Genomic DNA, 20,342 nt, shown 5'->3' with positions numbered 1-20,342 from the left:
GTTTACCATGTTTCACGTGAAGCGTTGGAGCGCTCTCAGCGATGCACGCCGAGATGGGCGGTCAGGCCGCCATCGATCGGCAGGACCGTGCCGGTGATATAGGCGGCAGGCGGGCTCATCAGGAAGGCAACGAGGCCTGCGACCTCTTCCGGCTTGGCGAAGCGGCCGGCCGGGATCTGGCCTTCCATCTTGTTGCGATAGGCGGCGTAGGGCGCCATCATGTCGGTGTCGACGAAGCCCGGCGCGATCACGTTGACGGTGACGCCGCGCTTGCCGGTCTCGACCGCCAGCGTCTTGGCATAGGAGATCAGCGCGCCCTTGGAGGCCGCATAGGCGGCGTTGCCGGGGTTGCCGCGCAGGGCCGCGACCGAGCCGATCGCGACGATGCGGCCGGCCTTGGTGCGGATCATGCCGCGCATCAGGCTCTTGGCGAGGCGGGTGAAGGCCCAGAAATTGACCTGCATCGCGGCTTCCGCCTTGTCCTGCACCAGCATGGCGGCAAGCGTGTCATAGGGCTGGCCGGCATTGTGGATGAAGCCGAAATAGCTCTCCCCCTCGACCGTCTCGCAGAAGGAGTCGAGCGCCGGCTTGTCGGACAGGTCGAGCGGCAGGGCGCGCACAACTCGGCCGGCCGCGGCGTCTGTGATCTCGGCGGCGAGGGCCTGCGCCTGTTCGCCCGAGGAGCGGTAGGTGAAGTCGACATCGTGGCCAGCGGCCACGAGAGCCCGTACGATCGCGGCGCCGACGCCCTTGGCGCCGCCGGTGACGAGGACCCGGGTCATGCCGCCGATGGTCCGGCGGTCAGGACGAGGCAGGTGTTCTGGCCGCCGAAGCCGAAGGAGTTCGACAGCACGGTACGCACCTTAGCGTCGCGGGCCTGGTTCGGGATCACGTCAAGCGCGATCGCGGGATCGGGCGTGTGGTAGTTTATTGTCGGCGGGATGCGGCCATTGGCGATGGTCATGAGCGAGATCACCGCCTCGACCGCGCCGGCCGCCGTCAGCGTGTGGCCGAGCATCGACTTGTTCGAGGAGATCGGCAGTTTTGCCATGCGCTCGCCGAAGACGGCGGAGCAGCTCATCGCCTCCATCTTGTCGTTCTCAGGCGTCGAGGTGCCGTGCGCGTTGATGTAGTCGACATCATCCGCGGTGAGGCCGGCGTCGGCGAGGGCGTCCTGCATGGCGAGGATCGCCGGCTTGCCGTCCGGGCTCGAGCGGGTACGGTGGAAGCCGTCGCCACGTTCGCCGCAGCCGGCGACGATGCCGAGGATGGTGGCGCCGCGCGCCAAGGCGTGGTCGTAGTCCTCCAGCACCAGCGCGCCGGCCCCTTCGCCCATGACGAAGCCGTCGCGGTTCTTCGAGAACGGCTTGGCGGCAGCTTCGGGTGGATCGTTCTGAGTCGACAGCGCCGAGAGCAAGGAGAAGCGGATCAGCGCCTCGGCATGGACCGAGCCGTCGGTGCCGATGCAGAGCGCGGCCTCTGTCTCGCCGCGGCGGATCGCCTCGACGCCCATCTGGATTGCTGTCGCGCCCGAGGAGCAGGCGGTCGAGAGCGAGATCGGCGAGCCCTTGGTGCCGAACTTCTCCGCGATGTGCTCGGCGACGCCGCCGAACAGGAAGAGCTCGTGCATCGCCTTGTGCTTGTGGCGGGCGGCGACGCGCAGCAGCGCGTCGTAGTCGGTATCGCCATCCACCGCCTGCGCCAGTTCCTGCTTTTGCGGCCATTCCATCTCGACCGGCGGAACCGCCATGAAGAGCTCACCCGGGAAATCGCCGGTTTCGCCGAGACCGCTCTGCGCGACCGCTTCCTCAGCGGCGAGCGTGGCGAGCTTCTCGGAGAGCTCCGGGGCCGCAAAAGAGCCGTCGAACAGGAAGTCGACGGTCGCGGCGATGGTGGTGCGCAAGCCCTCGGTCGGGAAGCGCTCGATGCGGTGGATGCCGGAGCGGCCCGCGGTCAGGGCCTCCCAGTTTGCGTCCTTGCCCTGGCCGAGCGAGGTGACGATACCGAGGCCGGTGACGGCGACGATCGGCCGGCCCTGGCTGTCGCGATGGCTTGCACCCATGACGCCTCTCCTTAAGCCTTGACCAGACGGGCGACGCCTTCGCCGCGCCAATGGGCAGCGCCGGTGACGATCGCCTCATTCGCCGCACCGGTCGAGAGCGCGGACGCGGCGAGCGCGACCGAGATCGGAAAAGCGGCTTCGATGGCATGACCGACGAGGTCGCCGGTGGCGACGCGGCGCGCCTTGGGGGCGGCCTTGGCGATCGCCGCGGCCTCTTCCTCGGTGATCCCGGCGCAGCCGGTCGCGGCCGAGATCGCCAGCGCGTCGGCGCCGATCGGGCCGAAGCCGGAGAGCAATTCGTCGAGCGTCTTGGCGACCGAGCCGGGCTGGCGGCGGCTGCGATGGGCGCCTGCGTGGCTGAGGCAGGCATGCGCCCGGGCGCCGCGCGCCGCGGCACGTTCGGCGGATTCGAGCACGAGGAAGGCGCCGGCACTGCCGGTGATCATGCCGGGCGCGTCGCTGCGGGTGAAGACGGGAGCAAAATTGCCGGCGCGCAGGAAGCCACCGAGCTCGAAAAGCAGCAGCATGTCACGGCGCTCGGCGTTGTAGGCGCCGCCGACGAGGATGATGTCGGCCTGGCCGGCCGCGATCCGGGCCCGGGCGGTGCGGATCGCGTCGACGCCGGCCTGCTCCTCGCCCATCAGCGTGCGCGAGGCGCCGGTGATGCCGTGGACGATACCGATATTGCCGGCGAGCAGGTTGGAGAGTTGGGCCAGGAACAATGTCGGCCTGAGATCGCCCATCAGCCGTTCGTTGAGGAAGGCGCCCGGCCGGTTGGCGTTGCGCAGGCCGGACAGGATGGCGGCGTCGACGGCATGGTCGCGCTCGCCGCCACCGGCGGCGACGATGACCTGGAGCTGGCTCTTGGCCTCGGCATCCTCCTTCAGCCCGGCATCGTCGAGGGCAAGGCCGGCGGCATAGACGCCGAGGCGCTGCCAGGGCTCCATCTGGCGCTGGTCGGACTTCTTCGGGATCTGCTTGTCGAGCTCGAGCGGCTTCAGCGGGTGCAGCGGGTAGGGCGCAAAGCTCTGAGTATCGACGACGGGAGTGGCATTGTCGGCGAGCGCCTGCGCATGCGGTTCGATGCCCTCGCCGAGGCTGGAGGCGAGGCCGATGCCGGTGATGACGACGTCGCGGGCCATGTCAGGCTGCCTCCGGGGAGAGGCCGATGGCGGCGATGCGGCTCTGCATCAAGGTGCGCATATCGGCGGGGAACGGCATCAGGCGGAAACGCAGCTCGGCATCGCAGATCGGCTTGCCGGCGATGGCGATCTTCGCCTTGGTCGCGGCGTAGCCGGAACCCTCGTGGACGAGCTCGGCGCTGACGTCGAGCACGGCCTCGGGTTCGACGAAGGTGCGGAAGCGCGCCTTGTCGACCATCATCAGGAACGGCATCTGCGTCAGGCCGTTGAGCCCGAGCAGAAGATAACCGGAGGCCTGCGCCATGGTCTCGGTCAGCAGGACGCCGGGAACGAGCGGATGGCCGGGAAAATGGCCCTCGAAGACCGGGCTTGTCGCCGGAACGGTCGAGCGGGTCAGGATCCGCTTGGCCGCCGGATCGAAGCGCTCGACCTTGTCGATCATGTCGAAATATTCGAGGCGCATGCGGCTCCAACCCGTCTCGCCGCGATCGGGGTCTAGCCCCGCTTGCGGCGTTTCAACCTTTAACGGCGGCCCTGGCGGGCCGGGGTAGGCTCAGGCGGCCTTGGCGGCGACGAGGTCGTCGATGCGCTTGCACAGGTTCTCGAGCACGAAATACTGCTCGGCCGGCGCCTTGCCTTCGTTAACCTCCTGGGTCCACTGCTCGAGCGGCAGCTTGATGCCGAAGGCCTTATCGATCGCGAAGGCGATGTCGAGGAAGGCGAGGGAGTCGATGCCGAGATCGTCGATCGCGTGGCTCTGGGGCGTGATCTTCTCGCGAGGAATGTCGCAAGTTTCCGAAATGATGCCGGCGACCGTCTCGAACGTGGCGGACATGCGGATGCTCCGTCGTGAATGATGATGGCGGATGGCGTCCGGGCGCGTTCGCCCCGCGCCTGCCCCAAGCCCCCCGCCGAGGATACTGTGACCGCCCCCTTACACCTGAGTGCAAGATTGGACAACCGTCACGGCAAAAGAGAGACGCCCGGCTTGCGGCCGGGCGCCTATAGTATCGGCGTCCTGGAGTTACGCCGCGATGCCGCGTAGCACGTAGTGCAAGATGCCGGCGTTCTTGAAGTAGTCGAGCTCGTCCAGCGTATCGATGCGGCAGAGGATCGGAACCTTCTTCACCTTGCCGTCGGCATAGGTGATCTCGGCTTCGAGCATCTGGCGCGGCTTGACGGTGGCGAGGCCCTTGATCGTCACGGTCTCGTCGCCCTTGAGGCCGAGCGAGGCCCAGCTGGTGCCCTCCTGCAGGGTGAACGGCACGACGCCCATGCCGACCAGGTTCGAGCGGTGGATGCGCTCGAAGCTCTGGGCGATCACGGCCTTGACGCCGAGCAGGTTGGTGCCCTTGGCGGCCCAGTCACGCGAGGAACCGTTGCCGTATTCGACGCCGGCGAAGATCACCAGCGGCACCTTCTCGGCCTGGTAGCGCATCGCCGCGTCGTAGATCGGCAGCTCTTCCTTGCTGGGATAGTGGATGGTGTAGCCGCCCTCGCGCCCGTTCGGGCCCATCATGTGGTTGCGAATGCGGATATTGGCGAAGGTACCGCGCATCATCACCTCATGATTGCCGCGGCGCGTGCCGTACTGGTTGAAGTCCGCGACGGCGACGCCATGCTCGGTGAGATAGGCACCGGCCGGCGAGGCGGCGTTGATCGAACCGGCCGGCGAGATGTGGTCGGTGGTGATCTTGTCGCCGAACAGGCCGAGGATGCGGGCGCCGACGATTTCGGTGACCGGAGCCGGCTGCTTGCCCATGCCGCGGAAATAGGGCGGGTTCTGGACATAGGTCGACTTGTCGTCCCAGGCATAGGTCTGGCCAGTCGGAGCCTTGACCTTCTGCCAGTTGGCGTCGCCCTTGAAGACGTCGGCATACTTCGCCTTGAAGATCGCCTTGGTGACGTTCTTGGCGATGAAGGCTTGGATCTCCTTGTTGGAAGGCCAGATGTCCTTGAGATAGACCGGCTTGCCGTCCTTGCCCGTGCCGAGCGGTTCGGTCGTGAGGTCGATCTGCACGGACCCTGCCAGCGCATAGGCGACGACCAGCGGCGGCGATGCCAGGTAGTTCGCCTGCACGTCCGGCGAGACGCGGCCCTCGAAGTTGCGGTTGCCCGAGATCACGGCGCCGGCGATCAGGCCCTGATCGTTGATCGCCTTCGAGATCGGGGCCGGCAGCGGGCCGGAATTGCCGATGCAGGTGGTGCAGCCGAAGCCGACCAGGTTGAAGCCGAGCTTGTCGAGGTCCTTCTGCAGGCCGGCCTTGGCGAGATACTCGGCGACGACCTGCGAGCCGGGGGCCAGCGAGGTCTTGACCCAGGGCTTGACCTTGAGGCCCTTGGCCACGGCGTTGCGGGCGAGCAGGCCGGCAGCCATCAGCACCGACGGGTTCGAGGTGTTGGTGCAGGAGGTGATGGCGGCGATGACGACGTCGCCATGGCCGAGATCGAAGGTCTCACCCTCGACCTTGACGCGGCGGGAGAGCTCGCCACCCTTCTTGTAGTCCGTATCCATCGCTGCGGCGAAGCCGCTCTTGATCGCGCCGAGATCGGCGCGGCCTTCCGGACGCTTCGGGCCGGCCATCGAGGCCTGGACGGTATTCAGGTCGAGCTCGAGCGTGTCGGTGAAGACCGGGTCGGGCGTCGAGCGGGTGGCGAACAGCCCCTGGGCCTTCGCATACTTCTCGACCAGCGCGACGCGGGCAGCCTTGCGGCTGGTGGTCTCCAGATAGTTCAGCGTCTCGGCGTCGACCGGGAAGAAGCCGCAGGTGGCGCCGTATTCCGGGCCCATATTGGCGATCGTTGCGCGGTCGGCCAGCGTCAGATTGTAGAGGCCGGGGCCGAAGAACTCGACGAACTTGCCGACGACGCCCTTCTTGCGCAGCATCTGCGTGACCGTCAGCACGAGGTCGGTCGCGGTGATGCCTTCCTTGAGCTTGCCGGTGAGCTTGAAGCCGATCACCTCGGGCAGCAGCATCGACTGCGGCTGGCCGAGCATGGCGGCCTCGGCCTCGATGCCGCCAACGCCCCAGCCGAGCACGGCGAGGCCATTGACCATGGTGGTGTGCGAGTCGGTGCCGACCACGGTGTCGGGATAGGCGACCTCGACGGTCTCGGTCTTCTTGCCCTTCTTCACCTTCTCCTTCGCCGTCCAGACGGTCTGGGCGAGATATTCGAGGTTGACCTGGTGGCAGATGCCGGTGCCGGGCGGGACGACGCGGAAATTGTCGAAGGCGCCCTGGCCCCATTTCAGGAAGCGATAACGCTCGCCATTGCGCTGGTATTCGAGGTCGACGTTCTGCTTGAAGGCCTTGGGCGAGCCGAACTCGTCGACGATGACCGAGTGGTCGATGACGAGGTCGACCGGCACCAGCGGGTTGATCTTCTTGGGATCGCCGCCGAGCGCGACGACGCCGTCACGCATCGCGGCGAGATCGACCACCGCCGGAACGCCGGTGAAGTCCTGCATCAGCACGCGGGCGGGACGGAAGCCGATCTCCTTGCCGGCCTTGCCCTTGTCGCTGAGCCAGCCGACGAAAGATTCGATGTCGGCCTTGGTGACCGAGCGGCCGTCCTCGAAGCGCAGCAGGTTCTCGAGCAGCACCTTCATCGAGAAGGGGAGCTTGGAAATGCCGGCGAGGCCGTTCTTCTCGGCCGCCTTGAGCGAGTAATAGACGTATTTCTTCGTGCCGACGGTCAGCGTCTTGCGGCACTTGAATGAATCGAGCGAGGCCATTTTGGCTTACATCCTGATCAAGGGGTTGCGGTCACGAGCCGAATTCCTCCTGGCGGATGAATCCGGTCGAAGGCCTGTTGCGCATGACGCGCACGCCGCCCCGGGAGTGCCCGAGCCCCGCGCCGGATCGGCGTGCGGCGTAGCCACGGGTTCTATAGATCAATTCCAAGAAGCCCGCTACAGGCTCGATATGCGTCGGATGAAGAGCTAATGACGCTTCGGAAGACAGGCTCGGCGTGACGCAGATTCGATTCCAGACCTTCGCCCTGATGGCCGAAGCGCTCGCCTGCCGCCGCGGTGGTCGCGCGATCTTCGACGGCGTCGGCTTTCGTCTGGAAAATGGCGAGGCGATCGCGCTCACCGGCCGCAACGGCGCCGGCAAGTCGAGCCTGATCGCCATGATGTGCGGGCGCCTGCGGCCCGAGGCTGGTTCGATCCGGCTTGAAGGGCTGGATGATCTGCCGTTGGACGAAGCGGCTCATCTGGTCGGCCATCGCGACGGACTCAAAACCACGCTGACCGCCGCCGAGAACCTGCGTTTCGCGCGAGAGCTGCTGGGCGCGCCCGGCCTGAGCCCAAGCGAGGCGCTCGCGATGGTCGGCCTGCCGCATGCCGGAGCTCTGCCGGTCGGCTATCTCTCGGCCGGCCAGCGCCGTCGCGTGGCGCTGGCGCGGCTGCTGGTGTCGTCGCGGCCGATCTGGTTGCTCGACGAGCCGATGGCGGCGCTCGACATCGGCTCGCAGGCGATGCTGTCACAATTGATGCAGGGGCATCTTGCGGCTGGCGGTGCGATCCTGGCGGCGACCCACGGCCCGCTCGGCCTCGACGGCGCGCGCGAACTCAGGATCGGCCCGTGAGCGTTCGTGACGCCCGTCTTTCCGGGGCAGGCCGCAGGCCTGAGCCCGGAACCCAGAACCGATGCGGCTGTTCGCCGAAGCGCGGCAATCGGGGGACATTTCGAGATTGGGCATCGGTTCTGGGTTCCGGGCTCTTCGCTGGCGCGAAGCCCCGGAATGACGGTCGCGGTTCACGTCCCTGCCGAAAGGGATCGCGATGAGCCGCGCCTTCCTCGCCATTCTCAGGCGCGATCTTGCTTTGGCTGTCCGGGCCGGCGGCGGCGGCGAGCTCGCGCTCGTCTTCTTCCTGACCGTCGTGGTGCTGATCCCGTTCGCGCTCGGGCCCGACCTCAACCTGCTGTCGCGGATCGGCCCGGCTATCCTCTGGCTCGGGGCGTTGCTGGCGACGCTGATCGGGCTCGACCGGCTGTTCCAGGCCGATGAGGAGGACGGCTCGCTCGACCTGATCCGAAGCGCGCCGCTGCCATTGGAGCTCGCCGTCTTCGCCAAGGCGCTGGCGCATTGGCTGACCACCGGCCTGCCGCTGACATTGGCTGCGCCGATGCTCGGGCTGCTCGTCGCGCTGCCGGCACAAGGCGTGCTGCCGCTGACCGCGAGTCTCGCCTTGGGCACCCCGGCGCTGAGCTTCATCGGCGCGGCGGCGGCGGCGCTGACGGCGAGCCTGCGCCGTGGCGGCCTGATCCTGCCGGTCCTGGTCGCGCCGCTTTGCGTGCCCGTACTGATCTTCGGTGTTTCGGCCTCCAGCGCGACCCGTGGGCCGATGCCGCTGCAGAGCCCGCTGCTGATCCTGGCGGCGTTGTCGCTGATGGCCGCTGTGGTCGGCTGCATCGCGGCGGCGGCGGCGCTGCGCCAGCCGGATTGAGGCTTTCAGATTTCGGACAGCATCTCGCCGCTGTCGAGTTCGAGTGCGCAGCCGGATTGGGTTGCCAGCCGGGCGACAACGGCAGCGATATCCTCGAGCGCGACATTGTCGTCGACGAAGCGACGCTGGACTTCTTCAGCCACGCCGAAGACGTCGACAACACGCGATTCACCGGCCCTCAGGCGCACGGCCGTTTCGATGTCTTGTCGCATGGGATCGGATAGCGTGATGAACATGACAATCCCTCCTGCATCGATGAATAGCGCAGAAATCATAGCGATGTAAGGAAAAACTGAATAATTTCAATTGGTTAGTAAGTAGCGCTGGGAGCGCATATGCTGCATGACGCCAAGGTGACGCCGCTTACGCTTCCCCTTGCCAACGAGCAGCTTGCACCTATCTCGCTACTTACTCATTCCTAGCGCGGTGGGAGCGCGCCATGTCCGAGCTGGAACGCGGCGAACGATTGCAGATCATGCTCAGCGCGGAAGAGCTCCGCGCCGTCGAGAACTGGCGCTTCGACAAGCGCATGCCGAGCCGTGCAGCGGCGGTGCGCGAGCTTTTGCGCCGGGGTCTTCTGGCGGAAGGATTTACCGTCGCAGCGGAAGGCGCCAGGTCGGGCAGCTTCGGGGTTCTCGACGGCGAGGAGCGCACGACAGTGAGCGCGCCCGAAAAGGAGTAGCGCGGCCAGCGGCGTCATCGTCGCAGGTACTGCTCCTCGATTGTGAGCCGGGCCGGCGATTGCTACATGCTCTCTGGTCGAAAGAAGAGCAGAGCCGGCCACCCCCTTCATGGCGAGCCTTACCGAACTGGCCAACCCGGCGCGCTTCATGCGCCTGTCGAGCGTGTTGCTGCCCTGGCTTGCCGGCGCGGCGGCGCTGTTGCTCGCCATCGGCTTCTATCTCGTCTGGTTCGTCGCGCCGCCCGACTATCAGCAGGGTGAGACCATCAAGATCATGTACATCCATGTGCCGGCTGCCTGGCTGGCGCTGATGTTCTATTCGATGATGGCGCTGTCGGCGCTCGGCGTGCTGGTCTGGCGCCATCCGCTCGCCGACGTGGCCCAGCAGGCGGCGGCGCCGATCGGCGCCTGCTTCACGCTGATCTGCCTGCTCACCGGCTCGTTCTGGGGCAAGCCGATGTGGGGCACCTATTGGGTCTGGGATGCGCGCCTGACCTCGATGCTGGTGCTGTTCCTGATCTATCTCGGCCTGATCGCGCTGCGCCGGGCCATCGACGAGCCCTCGCGGGCCGGGCGCGCCGTCGCGATCCTGACGCTGGTCGGCTGCGTCAACATCCCAATCATCAAGTTCTCGGTCGACTGGTGGAGCACGCTGCACCAGCCGGCCTCGGTCCTGCGCTTGGGCGGACCGACGATCCATGCCTCGATGCTCTGGCCGCTGGTGATCACCGCCCTCGGCTTCACGTTGCTGGCGCTGGCGCTGCACTGCGCCGCCATGCAGGCCGAAATCCTGCGCCGGCGGGTGCGGACGCTGACGATCTTCGAGGCCGAGCGGCTCGACCGGCTTTCGCTGCAGGCAGCGCAATGACGGACGGGCTCGGGCCTCATGCCGGCTTCATCCTTGCCGCCTATCTGGCGGCGGCCGTGATCCTCGCTGGCCTTGCCACTGCGATCCTGCTCGACCGGCGTGCCCAGCGGCGGGCGCTCGCGGCGTTGGAGGAACGTGGCGCCGGCCGTCGGGGTGGGGTGTCGTCATGAGCGAGGCCACCGCCACGCCGGCGCGACGCTCGCCCTGGCTCTACGCCATCCCATTACTGGTCTTCGCGGCGCTGGCGGCGGTGTTCGCCAAGGGGCTGTTCTCTGGCGACGCCAGCAAGGTTCCATCGGCCCTGATCGGCAAGCCCGCCCCGGCGGTGACATTGGCCCCGCTCGAAGGCCTGCTGCGCGACGGCCAGCCCGTTCCCAGCTTCAGCATGGCCGATCTGGCCAAGGGCAGGGCGACGATCGTCAACGTCTTCGCAAGCTGGTGCGCGCCCTGCCGGGTCGAGCATCCCTTCCTGGTCGCGATGGCCGAATCGCCCGCGGTGAAGCAGGGCAAGGTCGCGCTGGTCGGCTTCAACTACAAGGACGAGGCCGAGAATGCCCGCCGCTTCCTCGGCGCGCTCGGCAATCCCTATTCGGCCGTCGGTGTCGATCGTGCCGGGCGCGCGGCGATCGACTGGGGTGTCTATGGCGTGCCCGAAACTTTCCTGATCGGTCCGGACGGGCGCATTCTGGAGAAGCATGTCGGCCCGCTCGACGGTGCGGCTGCGTCACGCATGCTGGCGCGGGCGCAAAAGGGCAGCTGAGATCGCTTTACTGCAGGGCCGGGCCGAAGCGCAGGCTGCGCCAAGTCGCGAGCACGGCATCGAGCAGGCCCGGATCATCAAAATAGGCGGCGATGTGGATCTGTCCGCCATCGCGGGCGCAGGCGAAACCGTAGAATGCCGGCTGGCGTCCGTCTTCCTCGCCCTCATCAAGGCGGTAAGCGAAACGGATGAAGTCGGTCTCACGCTCCTCGATCAGATCGAAGGCGGCGGAGGCATGAATTTCCTGCCATTCGGCGAGTGCGTCGTCCGGCTCGCCGGCATCGTAAGCGTTGAGCCAGAAGGTCAGGCCGCGCGGACTATGCCAGAAGACCAGTGAGCCATCCTCGACGCGGCGGGCCATCGGGAAAGGCAGCACCAGACTCCAGTCCGGAACGAGTGGCTGGCGGCCCTCGACGAGCGGGGGCGCCTCGCTCACGCTGCCTTCTTGCCGCCGACCAGGCTTTCGAACATGCCGCGGCCGTCGGTGCCGCCGACGAGGCCGTCGATCAGATTCTCCGGATGCGGCATCAGGCCGAGCACGTTGCGGCCGGCTGAGTAGATGCCGGCGATGCCGTTGAGCGAGCCGTTCGGATTGGCCTCGGCCGTGATCTGGCCTTCGGCGTCGCAATAGCGGAAGGCGACGAGGCCCTCGCCTTCGAGCCGGGCGAGGGTCTCGGGATCGCAGATATAGTTGCCTTCGCCATGGGCGATGCAGACGTCGATCACCTGACCCTTGGCATAAGCCGAGGTGAAGGCGGTGTCGTTGCGCTCGACCTTGAGGTGCTGGCGCTTGCAGACGAATTTCAGATTGGCGTTGCGGACGAGGATACCCGGCAGGAGACCAGCCTCGCAAGCGATCTGGAAGCCGTTGCAGATGCCGAGCACGAGGCCGCCGCGCGCCGCATGGGCCCGCGTCGCGTCCATGATGTGGGCGCGGCCGGCGATGGCGCCGCAGCGCAGATAATCGCCATAGGAGAAGCCGCCCGGCAGCACGACGAGATCGGTTCCGGCGGGCAGCTCATGGTCGCCATGCCAAACGTGGTCGACATGAGCGCCGGCTTGGCGCAGGGCCTTGGCGACGTCGCCGTTGCGGTTCGAGCCGGGGAAGGTGATGACGGCGGCGCGCATCGATCAGGCTCCGATCTCGACGCGGTAGTTCTCGATCACGGTGTTGGCGAGGAGCTTCTCGCAGGCGGCCTTGAGGGCGGCTTCCGCCGCGGTCTTGTCCGAGCCGTCGAGCTCGATGTCGAAGACTTTGCCCTGGCGGACCGAGCCGACGCCGTCGATGCCGAGGGATTTCAGCGCGCCCTCGATCGCCTTGCCCTGCGGGTCGAGCACGCCGGTCTTGAGGGTGACGGTGACGCGGGCTTTCATCGTGATCTCCGGAACAGGGCGCTTGTCGGTTCGCTTAACGGTGAATCGATGCCGGCTCAACCACTTCAGCGACTCGCCCAGGTGGCGCGGGCGAAATCCTGGGCGGCCTGCGAATCGTCGGTGACCGCGATCGCCATGGATAGCGCATTGTCCTTGCGCGCGTAGAGGATCGCGGTCGCAGCCAAGCGGCCGCCATCGTTGGCGCGAATCTCGACCAGAATGCCGTCTGTGCCGTCCTGCTTGAAGCGCGAGACGGTGGTGGTGCTCTTCGGCTTCTGCGCCTGCTTCGCCTTGGGGCGCTTCGAGAACTCCCGCGCCAGCCGGGTCGGGTCGAGCGCGAGCACCCTCGCCATGTCGGCGGCCTCGCGGCCGTCAAAGCTCAGCAACGCGGCGACGCCCGGACGGGCGCAGTCCTGTGGCGTGCAGAAGACCATCGCTTTCGGGTTGATGCCGTCGTTCACGACCCAGTTCTGGATCGGCAGCGGCTCCCAGCCGCGCCCGGCAGCGAGCTGGACCAGGCCCGGCCCGAAATGGTCGGCGCAGCCGGAGACCAGCAGCAGGCCGAGCGCGAGCGCGCCGAAACGCAAACGGGAGCGCAAGCGCTCCCGTGCGGTCGTCGGAGTTCCGGTAGCCGTCACGCTCACTGCACGAGGCGCGGCCCGGTCGGGCCCGGCTTTTCGTTCTCGCCGAGGATGCCGAGGCGGCGCGCCACTTCGGTATAGGCCTCGATCAGACCGCCGAGGTCGCGGCGGAAGCGATCCTTGTCCATCTTGTCCTTGGAGCGGATGTCCCAGAGACGACAGGAATCGGGGCTGATCTCGTCGGCGACGACGATACGCATCATGTCGCCTTCCCAGAGCCGGCCGCACTCCATCTTGAAGTCGACCAGGCGGATGCCGGCGCCGAGGAACAGGCCGGAGAGGAAATCGTTGACGCGGATGGCGAGCGCCATGATGTCGTCGATTTCCTGCGGCGTCGCCCAGCCAAAGGCGGTGATGTGCTCTTCGGAGACCATCGGGTCACCGAGCGCATCGTTCTTGTAGTAGAACTCGATGATCGAGCGCGGCAGCTGCGTGCCTTCCTCGATGCCGAGCTTGGTCGAGAGCGAGCCGGCCGCGACATTGCGGACCACGACCTCGAGCGGGATGATCTCGACCTCGCGAATCAGCTGCTCGCGCATGTTCAGCCGACGGATGAAGTGCGTGGGCACGCCGATATCGTTGAGATTGCTGAAGATGTGCTCGGAGATGCGGTTGTTGAGCACGCCCTTGCCGTCGATCACTTCGTGCTTCTTGGCGTTGAAGGCGGTCGCGTCGTCCTTGAAATGCTGGATCAGCGTTCCAGGCTCCGGTCCCTCATAGAGGACCTTCGCCTTGCCTTCGTAAATGCGACGGCGGCGGTTCATCGGGATATACCGTGGCTTGAGGAAATCCAAAGGGTCGGCCTCTCTCTGGTCGCGGTCGCCCGCGGCGGGATCATGGCCTTGTTCAGCACGCTCTCGCGCAATCCCGTTGCTCTGTCGAGTTCGATCTTGGCGCGCCGGTCTGGCTGGTTCATGCGGGAGGAGCCCGATCGGGCCTTCCACGCTTGGCGCTATATGGCCCTTTCGCGCCGCAAACGCAACAAAGGCCGGAAAAGCGGCGCGGTCTGCCGCTTTCCTGGCGTCTTCGGTTGAGGAGTGCCTGGCCTCTAGCCCGCACCGCCATCACATTGCTATATGGCGAAGCTGATATCGCGCCGCAGCAAGATTGCCGCTCCGAAGAGGATAAGAGCCAGATGACCACCTTCGACCAGCGCAAGGACGCCTACGAGAACAAGTTCGCGCATGACGAGGAGTTGCGCTTCAAGGCGACGGCCCGGCGCAACAAGCTGCTCGGCCTGTGGGCGGCCGACAAGCTCGGCAAGGGCGGCGCCGACGCCGATGCCTATGCCAAGTCGGTCGTGCTCGCCGATTTCGAAGAGGCGGGCGACGACGACGTGTTGCGCAAGGTCAAGGCCGATTTCGCCGCCGGCGGCGTCACGGTCGCGGACGACGAGATCCGCCGCACGATGACCGAGCTCCTGATCAAGGCCGCCGACGAGATCCAGGCCGGCCGCTAAACGAGCTTCGGGCGCAATGCGGCTCTTGCCGCATTGCGCCCTTGAGCATGGCGCATGCCGCATCGTTTGCCTTTCGCCGCCGGTTCGGTCCAGGATTCATGGACCCGCCGTTGGTGAAGAGCGGGCAACCGGAAGAATGCGCTCATGACCGTGCTGTCCTCGCTCGCCGATCGTCTCGCCAAGGGCGAGACGCTGCTCTCCGCCTGGTGCGGACTGCCCGATCCGAGCATCGCCGCGATCCTGGCGCAGGAGGATTTCGACGCGGTCACGCTCGACATGCAGCACGGGCCGATCACGCTCGCCGAAGTGATCCGGGCGATCCCGCTGATCAACGCCGCCGGCAAGCCGGCGATCGCGCGCATACCGGTCGGCGAGTTCCAGAACGTCTCGAAGCTGCTCGATTCCGGCGCCTCCGGCGTGATCGCGCCGATGATCAACACCATGGAGGATGCCCGCCGGCTCGCGGCCTATGCCAAGTATCCGCCGCTCGGCGAGCGCAGCTGGGGCAGCTATGGCGGGCTCGGCGCCTCCGGCCTCGACCAGAACGGCTATCTCAATCAGGCCAATGATTTCTCGCTGACCTTCGCGATGATCGAGACCCGCGAGGCGATGGCGATCGTCGACGACATCCTTGCCATCGACGGGATCGATGCGCTCTTCGTCGGTCCGTCCGATCTCTCGATCGCGCTGTCGGGCGGCGCGTCCGTCAATGCCTCGGCCAAGGAGGTCGACGATGCGCTGCGCCACATCGTGGCGCGGGCCAATGCCGTGAAGAAGCCGGTCGCCTTCTATGCTGCGAGCGCCGAACGGGCCGCGGAAGGTGTCGCACTCGGCGCCCGTTTGGTCACCGTGATGAGCGATACGGGCTTCCTGCGTCACGCGGCGCAGGCTGCGCTGAGGATCGCGCGCGGCTGACGCTTCAGGCGCTGATGCCCTCGCGCGATTTCAGCGCGGCGTAATAGGCCCAGAGCAGGCGTGCGGCAACGCCTCGCCAGGGCCGCCAGGCTTCGGCCAGCTCGGTCAGCTCGGCCGGCTTCGGCCGCAGCGGCAGATCGAAAGCGACCTTCGCCGCCTCCTGCACGGCAAGGTCGCCGGCGGCGAAGCCGTCGCGATGGCCGAGGCAGAACAGCAGATAGACGTCCGCCGTCCACGGACCGATGCCGGAGACGGCGGTCATATGTGCGTGGACGAACTCCGGTGTCGCGGTCTCCAGCGAAGTGAGGTCAAGCCGGTTCTCGGTGATCGCCGCGGCGACGGCGCGCAGGGTCTTCTGCTTCGGCCGCGACAGCCCCGACAGCCGCATCTCCTCGTCGCTGGCAACGAGGACACGGTCCGGCGTCAAGGGACTGAGCACGCTCTCGACCCGGGCCCAGACCGCGTGGGCGCTCGCCACCGAGAGCTGCTGCGAGACGATGATCGAGGCGAGGCTGACGAAGCCGCTGTCGCGCCGGCGCAGAGGCGGAATGCCGGTGCGGGCGATGATCCGCCCCCAGACGGGATCGAGCGTGGCGAGGGCGGCCATGCCTTCTTCGAGATCGGCGTTGCAGGTGATCGTGGTCATGCTGGTTCGGTCTATGCCGATCGTCGGTTCCGGTCCTGTCAGGAGTCCGGGCTTTGCGAGGGGGGCGCGGGACCATAGACAGGAGTCGATGGCATCGTCTTCTCCGATCTTCCGGTTCGCGCCGAGCCCGAACGGGCGCCTGCATCTCGGCCATGCCTATTCGGCGCTGATGAACGAGCGCCTGGCGAAGCGCTTGGGCGGCACGCTCCTGCTGCGGATCGAGGATATCGACCTCGCCCGCTGTCGGCCGGAGTTCGAGCAGGGCATTCGTGACGACCTCGCCTGGCTCGGCATCGGCTTTAAGCCGCAGGTGCGGCGGCAATCCCTGCATTTCGACGATTATCGCCGCGCGTTGGACCGGCTCGATGCGATGGGGCTGGTCTATCCCTGTTTCTGCTCGCGCCAGGAGGTGAAAGACGACGTGCGTCGGTGCGAAGCCGAGGCCGGAAAGCGCTGGCCGCGCGATCCCGATGGCGCGCCACTCTATCCGGGGACATGCCGCTCCCTGGGCGAAGCCGAGCTTCGCCGACGCCGGGAGGCGGGCGAGCCGCATGTGCTGCGCCTGGCCATGGACCGGGCCTTGGCGCGAGCGGCCGGCGAAAGGCTCTCCTATCGCCTGTTCGACGAAGCGGGCGAGGAGCGCGACATTCGCGTCGATCCCGCGCGCTGGGGCGATGTCGTACTGGCGCGCAAGGACGTGCCGACGAGCTATCATCTCTCCGTGGTCGTGGACGACGCTCTACAGAATGTCAGCCATGTCGTGCGCGGCAAGGACCTGGAGGCGGCGACCGACATCCATCTCCTGCTGCAGCACCTGCTCGGCTTGGCCGTGCCGCGCTATCATTTTCACCGGCTGCTCAGCGACGAGACCGGGCAGAAGCTGGCGAAAAGCCGGCTGTCCCGGGCCCTAGCCGATTTGCGGGCGGAGGGGGTGACGCCCGAGGCGATCCGGCAGCAGCTCGGTTTCACGTAAAATCGTTCGATCCCGATCAGCCGACACCCAAAAACGTCAGCCAGCCGATCGTGGTGAAGAGCGACAGCCCGGTCGAGAGCGCGATCGCGCTGGAGGCGTCGGCGACGCCCTGCTTGTAGCGCTCGGCGAAGAGATAGGCGTTGATGCCGCAGGGACAGGCGGCGAAGAGCACGGCGACGCCGGCCCAGGCCACCGGCATGGCGAACACCTTGGTCGCCAGCAGGAAGACGATCAGAGGGTGCAGGATGAGCTTGAGGAAGCTGAGGATCGCCGGCAGTCCGATCCCCGACGCGAGGCCGTAGCGCCGCAGCGCGATGCCGAGGCTGACCAGCGCGCAAGGGACGGCGGCGCCGGCGATCAGGTCGACGATCGACCAGAGCGGCGCCGGGATCATGCCGACGAAGGGGCGCACGGCGCTGCCGAGCAGGATGCCGACGACGATCGGATGGGTGAACAAGCGCCGGAGCAGCAGGAGAGGCGAGGTGCCGCGGCCTTCGGCGAGCAGGGTCGCAGCCGTCATGGTCACCGGCAGATGCACCGCGAGGAGCAGGCTGAGCGGGACCGCGCCCGCGTCGCCGTAAGCCTTCAGGATCATCGGGATGCCGACGAACACGGTATTCGACTGCGCTGCGGCGAAGCCGGACACGACGAGCTCAGGACCTTTACGGGCAAAAAAGCGTCGCGCGACGAACTGGGCGATCAGCCAGACAACGGCGAGGCCGGCGAAATAGGAGATCCAGTAGCCCCAGGGCTGGTCGGGAGGGATCGTGGCCGTCGCCAGCGTCTTGAACAATAGGCAGGGGATGGCGAGGACGAAGACGAAGTCGGAGAGACCCTCGCCCGTCGTTTCCCGCAACAGCTTCAGCCAGCGCGTGCCGTAGCCGATGGCGATCAGGCCGAAGACGGGAAGAACGATGATGAGGGAGGACAGCATTGGCCCGCGGGCAGGAGGGTGAATCTCAGCGCAATTGCGCAGTCTGGCCTCCGGCCTTCTCGATCAGGCCCAGGACCTCGTCACGCTGGCGCTTGAATTCGGCGAGCGCCCGGCCGTCGAGCTCGCGGCCGCGCGGCACCTTGATCTTCATCGGGTTGACGAAGTTGCCGTTGACCATGACCTCGTAGTGCAGATGCGGCCCGGTCGAGAGGCCGGTATTGCCGAGGAAGCCGATCACCTGGCCCTGCCGGACCTTGACGCCGGGCGCAATGCCCTTGGCGAAGGCCGACTGGTGCGAATAGGTGGTGACATAGCCGTTGGCATGCTGGATCTCGATGCGTCGGCCATAGCCGGAATCCCATTCCGCCTTGATGATCGTGCCGTTGCCGGCGGCCAGGATCGGCGTGCCGATCTTGTTGGCCCAGTCGATGCCGGTATGCATCTTCGAATAACGCATGATCGGGTGGTAGCGCATGCCGAAGCCGGAGCGCATCTCGGCATCGGTGATCGGTTTGCGAAGCAGGAATTTCTTTAGCGAGCGGCCATCGCTGTCGAAATAGTCGATCAGCCCGTCCTCCGGGGCCTGGTAGCGGAAGACCTGCCGGGTCTCGCCGTTGACGGTGAGGCTCGCCGAGAGGATTTCCGCACGCTCGCCCTCGTCGTCGTCGGTGAAGATGACCTCGAGATTGTCGCCGCCGCGCACGCGCTGCTGGAAATCGAGATCATAGGAGAAGATCCGGACGAGCTCGTCGATCAGCGGGCGCGGCAGATCGTGGCGCAGCCCGGTCTCATAGAGACTCTCGTAGAGCCGTGCGCCAGTGCCCGCCTCGTCGTCCTCGTCCTCCTCGTCCTCCTGCGAGCTGACTTGCGATCTCTGCTGCGGGCCGACCGTTTCGCTTCTCGGCAGGGCGACCGGAACGAACAGGCCCTTGTCGTTGACCGCGACGGCGGCGGAAGGCCGGCCGTTGTCGAGCAGGGCGACACGCATGATCTGGCGGGGGTCGCCCGGGCGCGGGCCGGGCGCGAACAGCGCCTGCAGCACCTGGCCCTCGGGCAGGGCGGCGACCTTCACGCGGCCGTCGAACGCCTTCATCATCGCGACGATCTGGTCGCGACTGGCGCCGGCATTGCGTACCACGGTCTCGAAATTCTCGCCGCGGCGGGTGATCAGCAGCTTCTCCTCGACCTGCGGCTCGCGGGTGGCCGCGATCGGGGTCTTCGGCGCATTCGTCACGTTCTCCGGGACGACGCGAACCTCGATGTTCGAGAAGGAGGTGTCCGTGGCGGGCGCGTAGGACAGGAGATTGCCGGCGCCGGCGGCCTGGTTGCCCTGGGCCAGGGTACGGCTCAGCATCAGCTGCGGCGGGATCGGCAGCGCGGCTCGGCGGTCGGCGGCGGCCAGGTTGGCTCGCTCCTCCTCCATCTGGTTCACCACGTCGGCGTCGGTCAGGCTCGCCTTGCCGGGGGTGATCGGCAGGTCGGCGAGGTCGCGCTTGGTGATCGAGACATCCGCATCCGGCATTTCGGTGACCGGCTCGGCATAGCGCTCGCCGCTGGGAGCGCCTTCGGCGAAGAGCCGCAGCGGATTGAAGGGCGGGATGTTGGCGGCATAGACGCCGCTGGTCAGCGACAGATTGGTCGACAGCCGGACGAAGGGCCGCACCCTTATGACTTCGCGGTCGCCGATGCGCTGGGACATCGGCGCGCGCACGCTGTGCCGGGCCGAAGCGATCGGCTGTTCGGCGACGAGCTTGTCGCCTTTGCGGGCACCGCCGCCGGCCGAGGTGGTCTGATGCGGGGTAACGGGCTCGGGGCGCTCGGCGAAGCTGGTGTCGCCGCGCACCGCGACCAGGATGGCGCCGCCAAGGAGAGCCGCCCCGCACGAGCCAACGAGCAGACAGGCGGCGAGCCAGCGCAGCGAGACGCCGCGGCGGTCCATGCCGGCAGGAGTGGCGCCGCCGGGAGAAATCGGCGGTTCGATCCCGAGATCGACGAGCAGCGCCGTCGCTTCCGGCGTCAGCGGCTCATGCGGCGCTCTGAGATCCGGAGGGGCGTTCATCGGGCGTCTGGCGAATCCATTGAAACGCCCGACGGGCGCCGGGCTCGATGCCGTTAACGAGCACGCACCCTATATAGAGCGAGCATGCCTGCGTCACGCGTGGGAATCAATCTCGGGCTGGTCCCGGTGAAGCCCTGCGCGGTCGCCGTTGCTGTGAGGAAAAATTGCGGCTGTTTGCGGGCGGCCGCTATCTGTCGGTGTTTGCCGCGATCGGGAAGGGCTGGGAGACCGGGAGAACGGCCGGAAATCGCGAGCCGGATAAAAAAAGCGGCTTTGTCGAAAAACTTTCATTTGGGTTGTTGACAGGGGCTCGGGGGTGCTCCTATAAAGCGGCCATCGAGACGGCGCCGCCGCTGGCGGGGCCGCTCTACT

25 protein-coding genes are annotated in these 20,342 nt (G+C 66.9%); 10 read left to right on the top strand and 15 right to left on the bottom strand.

What is annotated here, in order from left to right:
• Positions 1-35: 35 nt before the first annotated feature.
• The 6 genes from ACFPOB_RS21280 to acnA all read right to left on the bottom strand — a co-directional run bounded on the left by ACFPOB_RS21280 (position 36) and on the right by acnA (position 6,940).
• Positions 36-782: an SDR family NAD(P)-dependent oxidoreductase gene (locus ACFPOB_RS21280; RefSeq protein ID WP_377800395.1), complete on the bottom strand. Its 747-nt coding sequence runs from the start codon at positions 780-782 to the stop codon at positions 36-38.
• Positions 779-2,062, bottom strand: coding sequence for a beta-ketoacyl-ACP synthase (locus ACFPOB_RS21275; RefSeq protein WP_377800394.1), 1,284 nt, complete (start codon positions 2,060-2,062; stop codon positions 779-781). The genes ACFPOB_RS21280 and ACFPOB_RS21275 overlap by 4 nt, the downstream gene beginning before the upstream one ends.
• A gap of 11 nt (positions 2,063-2,073) precedes the next feature.
• A complete protein-coding gene (locus ACFPOB_RS21270; protein ID WP_377800393.1) occupies positions 2,074-3,204 on the bottom strand; it encodes a beta-ketoacyl-ACP synthase in 1,131 nt (376 codons plus the stop codon).
• Between the two features lies 1 nt (position 3,205).
• Positions 3,206-3,667: a 3-hydroxyacyl-ACP dehydratase FabZ family protein gene (locus ACFPOB_RS21265; protein ID WP_377800392.1), complete on the bottom strand. Its 462-nt coding sequence runs from the start codon at positions 3,665-3,667 to the stop codon at positions 3,206-3,208.
• A gap of 90 nt (positions 3,668-3,757) precedes the next feature.
• Positions 3,758-4,039: an acyl carrier protein gene (locus tag ACFPOB_RS21260; RefSeq protein ID WP_066473700.1), complete on the bottom strand. Its 282-nt coding sequence runs from the start codon at positions 4,037-4,039 to the stop codon at positions 3,758-3,760.
• A gap of 189 nt (positions 4,040-4,228) precedes the next feature.
• Positions 4,229-6,940: an aconitate hydratase AcnA gene (gene acnA, locus ACFPOB_RS21255; protein ID WP_377800391.1), complete on the bottom strand. Its 2,712-nt coding sequence runs from the start codon at positions 6,938-6,940 to the stop codon at positions 4,229-4,231.
• A 269-nt stretch (positions 6,941-7,209) separates the two neighbouring features.
• Here acnA and ccmA point away from each other — a divergent pair, with 269 nt between their 5' ends.
• Positions 7,210-7,797, top strand: coding sequence for a heme ABC exporter ATP-binding protein CcmA (gene ccmA, locus ACFPOB_RS21250; protein ID WP_377800459.1), 588 nt, complete (start codon positions 7,210-7,212; stop codon positions 7,795-7,797).
• Between the two features lie 196 nt (positions 7,798-7,993).
• On the top strand, positions 7,994-8,659 hold the full coding sequence (ccmB, locus tag ACFPOB_RS21245) for a heme exporter protein CcmB (protein WP_377800390.1): 666 nt from the start codon (positions 7,994-7,996) through the stop codon (positions 8,657-8,659).
• A gap of 5 nt (positions 8,660-8,664) precedes the next feature.
• Here ccmB and ACFPOB_RS21240 read toward each other — a convergent pair whose 3' ends face one another.
• Complete coding sequence (locus ACFPOB_RS21240) at positions 8,665-8,895, bottom strand: hypothetical protein (RefSeq protein WP_377800389.1); 231 nt, start codon at positions 8,893-8,895, stop codon at positions 8,665-8,667.
• A gap of 203 nt (positions 8,896-9,098) precedes the next feature.
• Here ACFPOB_RS21240 and ACFPOB_RS21235 point away from each other — a divergent pair, with 203 nt between their 5' ends.
• The 4 genes from ACFPOB_RS21235 to ACFPOB_RS21220 all read left to right on the top strand — a co-directional run bounded on the left by ACFPOB_RS21235 (position 9,099) and on the right by ACFPOB_RS21220 (position 10,969).
• Positions 9,099-9,341 carry a hypothetical protein gene (locus tag ACFPOB_RS21235; RefSeq protein ID WP_377800388.1) on the top strand — a complete coding sequence of 81 codons (243 nt, stop codon included), beginning with the start codon at positions 9,099-9,101 and terminating at the stop codon, positions 9,339-9,341.
• 109 nt (positions 9,342-9,450) lie between these two features.
• Positions 9,451-10,209, top strand: a complete 759-nt coding sequence (locus ACFPOB_RS21230) for a heme ABC transporter permease (RefSeq protein ID WP_377800387.1) — start codon at positions 9,451-9,453, stop codon at positions 10,207-10,209.
• Positions 10,206-10,379: a heme exporter protein CcmD gene (gene ccmD / locus ACFPOB_RS21225; protein ID WP_377800386.1), complete on the top strand. Its 174-nt coding sequence runs from the start codon at positions 10,206-10,208 to the stop codon at positions 10,377-10,379. The genes ACFPOB_RS21230 and ccmD overlap by 4 nt, the downstream gene beginning before the upstream one ends.
• Positions 10,376-10,969, top strand: a complete 594-nt coding sequence (locus ACFPOB_RS21220) for a DsbE family thiol:disulfide interchange protein (protein WP_092163038.1) — start codon at positions 10,376-10,378, stop codon at positions 10,967-10,969. Before ccmD ends, ACFPOB_RS21220 begins: the two co-directional genes overlap by 4 nt.
• A gap of 7 nt (positions 10,970-10,976) precedes the next feature.
• Here the strand turns inward: ACFPOB_RS21220 and ACFPOB_RS21215 are convergent, their stop codons facing one another.
• The 5 genes from ACFPOB_RS21215 to purC form a co-directional block, all read right to left on the bottom strand.
• A complete protein-coding gene (locus ACFPOB_RS21215; protein WP_377800385.1) occupies positions 10,977-11,405 on the bottom strand; it encodes a hypothetical protein in 429 nt (142 codons plus the stop codon).
• A complete protein-coding gene (gene purQ / locus ACFPOB_RS21210) occupies positions 11,402-12,097 on the bottom strand; it encodes a phosphoribosylformylglycinamidine synthase subunit PurQ (RefSeq protein ID WP_377800384.1) in 696 nt (231 codons plus the stop codon). The genes ACFPOB_RS21215 and purQ overlap by 4 nt, the downstream gene beginning before the upstream one ends.
• Positions 12,098-12,100: 3 nt before the next feature.
• Positions 12,101-12,343, bottom strand: coding sequence for a phosphoribosylformylglycinamidine synthase subunit PurS (gene purS / locus ACFPOB_RS21205; RefSeq protein WP_377800383.1), 243 nt, complete (start codon positions 12,341-12,343; stop codon positions 12,101-12,103).
• A gap of 65 nt (positions 12,344-12,408) precedes the next feature.
• Positions 12,409-12,942: a hypothetical protein gene (locus tag ACFPOB_RS21200; protein ID WP_377800382.1), complete on the bottom strand. Its 534-nt coding sequence runs from the start codon at positions 12,940-12,942 to the stop codon at positions 12,409-12,411.
• Positions 12,943-12,983: 41 nt separating this feature from the next.
• The gene (gene purC / locus ACFPOB_RS21195; RefSeq protein WP_092163022.1) at positions 12,984-13,778 is read right to left on the bottom strand and encodes a phosphoribosylaminoimidazolesuccinocarboxamide synthase; all 795 of its coding nucleotides are present in this window, start codon (positions 13,776-13,778) and stop codon (positions 12,984-12,986) included.
• 341 nt (positions 13,779-14,119) lie between these two features.
• Between purC and ACFPOB_RS21190 the strand changes: the two genes are divergently transcribed.
• Both ACFPOB_RS21190 and ACFPOB_RS21185 read left to right on the top strand, forming a co-directional pair.
• Positions 14,120-14,443, top strand: a complete 324-nt coding sequence (locus ACFPOB_RS21190) for a DUF1476 domain-containing protein (RefSeq protein ID WP_377800381.1) — start codon at positions 14,120-14,122, stop codon at positions 14,441-14,443.
• 144 nt (positions 14,444-14,587) lie between these two features.
• Entirely contained in the window at positions 14,588-15,358 is a 771-nt protein-coding gene (locus ACFPOB_RS21185; protein ID WP_377800380.1) for an HpcH/HpaI aldolase family protein, read from the top strand.
• Positions 15,359-15,362: 4 nt separating this feature from the next.
• Here the strand turns inward: ACFPOB_RS21185 and ACFPOB_RS21180 are convergent, their stop codons facing one another.
• The gene (locus tag ACFPOB_RS21180) at positions 15,363-16,004 is read right to left on the bottom strand and encodes a DNA-3-methyladenine glycosylase family protein (RefSeq protein ID WP_377800379.1); all 642 of its coding nucleotides are present in this window, start codon (positions 16,002-16,004) and stop codon (positions 15,363-15,365) included.
• 88 nt (positions 16,005-16,092) lie between these two features.
• On the opposite strand from ACFPOB_RS21180, the gene gluQRS reads away from it, so the two are divergent.
• Positions 16,093-16,977 carry a tRNA glutamyl-Q(34) synthetase GluQRS gene (gene gluQRS, locus ACFPOB_RS21175; RefSeq protein WP_377800378.1) on the top strand — a complete coding sequence of 295 codons (885 nt, stop codon included), beginning with the start codon at positions 16,093-16,095 and terminating at the stop codon, positions 16,975-16,977.
• Positions 16,978-16,993: 16 nt separating this feature from the next.
• Here the strand turns inward: gluQRS and ACFPOB_RS21170 are convergent, their stop codons facing one another.
• Complete coding sequence (locus ACFPOB_RS21170) at positions 16,994-17,911, bottom strand: AEC family transporter (RefSeq protein ID WP_377800377.1); 918 nt, start codon at positions 17,909-17,911, stop codon at positions 16,994-16,996.
• Between the two features lie 25 nt (positions 17,912-17,936).
• Entirely contained in the window at positions 17,937-19,970 is a 2,034-nt protein-coding gene (locus tag ACFPOB_RS21165) for a M23 family metallopeptidase (RefSeq protein WP_377800376.1), read from the bottom strand.
• A gap of 164 nt (positions 19,971-20,134) precedes the next feature.
• Between ACFPOB_RS21165 and ACFPOB_RS21160 the strand changes: the two genes are divergently transcribed.
• Positions 20,135-20,342 (top strand): hypothetical protein (locus ACFPOB_RS21160; protein ID WP_377800375.1); only part of this gene is annotated, 208 nt, incomplete at its 3' end.

The organism is Allobosea eneae, from assembly GCF_042657265.1.
Lineage (GTDB): Bacteria > Pseudomonadota > Alphaproteobacteria > Rhizobiales > Beijerinckiaceae > Allobosea > Allobosea eneae.
The sequence above is the reverse complement of the archived record's forward strand: the minus strand, read 5'-3'. Positions and strand labels throughout refer to the sequence as shown.

Coding starts and splice junctions, on each gene's coding strand:
- ccmB (WP_377800390.1), top strand. CDS start 7,994: ATGAGCCGCGCCTTCCTCGCCATTCTCAGGCGCGATCTTGCTTTGGCT.
- ccmD (WP_377800386.1), top strand. CDS start 10,206: ATGACGGACGGGCTCGGGCCTCATGCCGGCTTCATCCTTGCCGCCTAT.
- ACFPOB_RS21240 (WP_377800389.1), bottom strand. CDS start 8,895: ATGTTCATCACGCTATCCGATCCCATGCGACAAGACATCGAAACGGCC.
- purS (WP_377800383.1), bottom strand. CDS start 12,343: ATGAAAGCCCGCGTCACCGTCACCCTCAAGACCGGCGTGCTCGACCCG.
- acnA (WP_377800391.1), bottom strand. CDS start 6,940: ATGGCCTCGCTCGATTCATTCAAGTGCCGCAAGACGCTGACCGTCGGC.
- ACFPOB_RS21230 (WP_377800387.1), top strand. CDS start 9,451: ATGGCGAGCCTTACCGAACTGGCCAACCCGGCGCGCTTCATGCGCCTG.
- ACFPOB_RS21190 (WP_377800381.1), top strand. CDS start 14,120: ATGACCACCTTCGACCAGCGCAAGGACGCCTACGAGAACAAGTTCGCG.
- ACFPOB_RS21185 (WP_377800380.1), top strand. CDS start 14,588: ATGACCGTGCTGTCCTCGCTCGCCGATCGTCTCGCCAAGGGCGAGACG.
- ACFPOB_RS21270 (WP_377800393.1), bottom strand. CDS start 3,204: ATGGCCCGCGACGTCGTCATCACCGGCATCGGCCTCGCCTCCAGCCTC.
- ACFPOB_RS21280 (WP_377800395.1), bottom strand. CDS start 782: ATGACCCGGGTCCTCGTCACCGGCGGCGCCAAGGGCGTCGGCGCCGCG.
- purQ (WP_377800384.1), bottom strand. CDS start 12,097: ATGCGCGCCGCCGTCATCACCTTCCCCGGCTCGAACCGCAACGGCGAC.
- ACFPOB_RS21165 (WP_377800376.1), bottom strand. CDS start 19,970: ATGAACGCCCCTCCGGATCTCAGAGCGCCGCATGAGCCGCTGACGCCG.
- ACFPOB_RS21235 (WP_377800388.1), top strand. CDS start 9,099: ATGTCCGAGCTGGAACGCGGCGAACGATTGCAGATCATGCTCAGCGCG.
- ACFPOB_RS21170 (WP_377800377.1), bottom strand. CDS start 17,911: ATGCTGTCCTCCCTCATCATCGTTCTTCCCGTCTTCGGCCTGATCGCC.
- ccmA (WP_377800459.1), top strand. CDS start 7,210: ATGGCCGAAGCGCTCGCCTGCCGCCGCGGTGGTCGCGCGATCTTCGAC.
- ACFPOB_RS21220 (WP_092163038.1), top strand. CDS start 10,376: ATGAGCGAGGCCACCGCCACGCCGGCGCGACGCTCGCCCTGGCTCTAC.
- ACFPOB_RS21275 (WP_377800394.1), bottom strand. CDS start 2,062: ATGGGTGCAAGCCATCGCGACAGCCAGGGCCGGCCGATCGTCGCCGTC.
- ACFPOB_RS21180 (WP_377800379.1), bottom strand. CDS start 16,004: ATGACCACGATCACCTGCAACGCCGATCTCGAAGAAGGCATGGCCGCC.
- ACFPOB_RS21265 (WP_377800392.1), bottom strand. CDS start 3,667: ATGCGCCTCGAATATTTCGACATGATCGACAAGGTCGAGCGCTTCGAT.
- ACFPOB_RS21260 (WP_066473700.1), bottom strand. CDS start 4,039: ATGTCCGCCACGTTCGAGACGGTCGCCGGCATCATTTCGGAAACTTGC.
- gluQRS (WP_377800378.1), top strand. CDS start 16,093: ATGGCATCGTCTTCTCCGATCTTCCGGTTCGCGCCGAGCCCGAACGGG.